Below are 3,116 nucleotides of genomic sequence, written 5' to 3'. Positions count from 1 at the left end.
TATACAGCTCTTTGTTCCTTGGGATCCTGGTAGGGGCAATCCTTTATTCAGGAGGTAATTTTGAGGGCACAGTCAATCATATTTTTCAGAAGGAATGATCGGTGTTCTGTCTTCAAGCAGCAATGTGGGTATCCTGGTATTCCTTGTAATTCTGGGTACCATGGTATGTTTGATGAACCGGGCAGGAGGTTCTGCGGCTTTCGGACGCTGGGCAGGAAAGCATATCCGTACCAGAGTGGAGCAGAGCTTGCAACCATTCTTTTAGGTGTACTGATCTTTATTGATGATTATTTTAACTGTCTTACAGTAGGAAGCGTTATGCGTCCCATCACAGATCAGCACAATGTTTCAAGGGCAAAGCTGGCATATCTGATCGATGCTACAGCAGCTCCGGTTTGTATCATTGCCCCTATTTCTTCATGGGCAGCAGCTGTTAGTGGGTTTGTCCCGGGAGAAGACGGAATGTCTGTATTTGTACGTGCCATTCCATATAATCATTATGCACTCCTTACGATTGTAATGATGGTATCTATGGTTTTGATGAAAGCAGAATTTGGTGCCATGGGCGTTCATGAATCCAATGCATTAAAAGGCGACTTGTTTACTACCGCTGCAAGGCCCTATGCAGGTGCTGAAGAAGATGGAAAGGTGAATCCCCGGGGAAAAGTAATGGATCTTCTGATTCCCATCATTTCCCTTGTGATCTGCTGTGTGATCGGAATGATCTATACCGGCGGCTTTTTTGACGGCACTGATTTTGTAACTGCTTTTTCCAGAGTGATGCATCTGTAGGACTTGTACTTGGAAGCTTTTTTGGCCTGGTGATCACTGTGCTTTTGTATCTGGTGCGGAAGGTATTGTCCTTCAGAGATTGTATGGCATGTATTCCGGATGGCTTTAAATCCATGGTTCCAGCAATCCTGATCCTTACCTTTGCATGGACCTTAAAGAGCATGACAGACAGTCTTGGAGCAGCAGAATTCGTAGCAGAAATGGTAAAATCTTCTGCCTCCGGTCTTGTAAACATGCTGCCTGCCATTATTTTCCTGGTTGCCTGCTTCCTGGCTTTTGCAACAGGAACTTCCTGGGGAACCTTTGGCATCCTGATTCCTATTGTTGTACATGTATTTGAAAACACACCTGGAGATCTGATGATCATTTCTATTTCCGCATGTATGGCCGGAGCTGTATGTGGAGATCATTGTTCGCCTATTTCTGATACCACTATTATGGCATCAGCAGGCGCCCAGTGTGACCATGTAAGCCATGTGTCCACACAGCTTCCTTATGCTGTGGTGGCAGCAGTGGTATCCTTTATCACTTATATATTTGCAGGTTTTATCCAGAGCCCGATTATGCCTGGTAATCGGTGTGGTGCTGATGATGGGAGCACTGGCAGTGGTGAAAGTCCGTTTTTGTGACTTGAAAAAAGAATAATGATTCTATGTAAGGATGCCAGGACTGTACGATCACTTTGGTGGATGCATGGTTTTCTAGTATTAGTCAAGCGAATATTCGCAATCCGCTTCGCTACTTGCTCATAACCGAATAACTGCTTCGCAGTTTATCAGAAGGAGCTTGCACTCCTCCTGATACAAGCAAGTCCCCACCCACTGCTTATTGCTTTTCGCAATCGATTCAGGGGACTTACTTGATTCGGTTAAATTGTCCGCATTAGACATGAATTTTCAACCAAAAGAAAAAACTTTACATCTGATGCAGATTGTGATATACTTTTTTAAAGTTGAAGCAGTGTACTTTGATAATTCAACAGTAAGTTTTAAGCACCTGTAGCTCAGTGGATAGAGCAGTGGTTTCCGGTACCATGTGCGGGGGTTCGATTCCCTTCAGGTGTGCTGCCTGGAACGACCCAGCGTTCCGGTGCGTTGTTTTATAAGGAGGACAAGAACTTGGACAATTTTAGAGAATGGTTATCAGATAACCTTCGCTATTTTATGTTAGGCGGAGCGATTCTGTTAATCGTTGGTGCTTTGGCTTTTGGAATCCATGCCTGTGTTAAAGGTAAGAAGGGTACCGATCAGGGGCAGGGAGATCAGCAGACAGCATCGCAGGATAACCAGGGAAATGTTCCTTCTTCTCCGGCAAAAGATGGGGAGACTGACGGGAAGAAAGACGCCAATCCCATGGAAAAAGGCAATGCAGAGATTACTGCATTAATTACGGGCTATTACAAGGCTCTTGGGGACAAAGATATTGCAACGCTTAAAACATATGTAGACAATCTTGCACCGTCCGATGAATCAAAGATCACTAATGCAAAGGACTATATTGAAGGGTATGAAGTGCGGGATGTTTATGTGAAAAAGGGGCTGAAAGATGACTCATATGTGGTCTCTATGCAAGTTTTTACTATATTTGCAAGGGACAATGATACCAAGGATGCCGGCATTGAGTCAGTTGTATGTGTATATAAGGCAACAGCGGAGGCCAGGTGGAAGATCGAGTGCAGGTTTCCGCAGTAGAGGATACGGAGATTTCCGCCTATACTGATGGGCTGGAAGCAGATGAGGATGTTAAGACACTTTACTCTGATATCCGCAAGCAGCTTGAGGATGCACAGGCAGGTGATCCTGCATTGACAGCATTTCTTGATGGCCTTGGCCAGGATACCAGTGATTCATCCATTGTATCTGATGGGACTACACTGGTAGTGACAGAAGACTGTAATGTGCGCGCTGCTGCCAGCAGTGACGCAGATATTATTGGTGTGTCTCTCTGCTGGTGAGGAAGTTCAGAAGCTTGGTTCTGAAGGAGATTGGATCCAGGTGGAGTATGAAGGTCAGACTGCATATATTTACAGTGGACTTCTGGAAGAAAAAACTGAATAAAGGGTAATAAAATAGCTGCAGATCTGATCTGCAGCTGTTTTTTGAACTAGAATTACGTCAGTGAATTGTAAAGCACTCCGCCCTGAAGAGTGATCCCTTTGCTTTCGGCTAATTGATGGACTGTAACCAGTTCATAACCCTCCTGGATCAATCTTGGTATCAGAATCTCTGCTGCATCTTGACAGAGGAACTGAAAATATCATGCATCAGTACGATAGAGCCATCTGTAACATTATCAAGAACTGCGTTTACCAGACAGGTCAACAT

3 protein-coding genes, 1 tRNA gene and 1 pseudogene are annotated in these 3,116 nt (G+C 44.5%); all 5 read left to right on the top strand.

Annotated elements, in window-relative coordinates; genetic code table 11:
* Nucleotides 1–1,437 (top strand): annotated as a pseudogene (locus R1Y93_RS11600) (Na+/H+ antiporter NhaC family protein); the annotation flags it as partial.
* A gap of 347 nt (nt 1,438–1,784) precedes the next feature.
* A tRNA-Arg gene (locus tag R1Y93_RS11595) sits at nt 1,785–1,856 on the top strand.
* 54 nt (nt 1,857–1,910) lie between these two features.
* Nucleotides 1,911–2,483: a hypothetical protein gene (locus R1Y93_RS11590; RefSeq protein WP_500822914.1), complete on the top strand. Its 573-nt coding sequence runs from the start codon at nt 1,911–1,913 to the stop codon at nt 2,481–2,483.
* Nucleotides 2,453–2,746, top strand: coding sequence for a hypothetical protein (locus R1Y93_RS11585; protein WP_500822913.1), 294 nt, complete (start codon nt 2,453–2,455; stop codon nt 2,744–2,746). Before R1Y93_RS11590 ends, R1Y93_RS11585 begins: the two co-directional genes overlap by 31 nt.
* On the top strand, nt 2,688–2,849 hold the full coding sequence (locus R1Y93_RS11580; RefSeq protein WP_500822912.1) for an SH3 domain-containing protein: 162 nt from the start codon (nt 2,688–2,690) through the stop codon (nt 2,847–2,849). The genes R1Y93_RS11585 and R1Y93_RS11580 overlap by 59 nt, the downstream gene beginning before the upstream one ends.
* Nucleotides 2,850–3,116 lie beyond the last annotated feature (267 nt).

Source organism: Blautia sp. HA3515 (assembly GCF_059933065.1).
The sequence above is the reverse complement of the archived record's forward strand: the minus strand, read 5'-3'. Positions and strand labels throughout refer to the sequence as shown.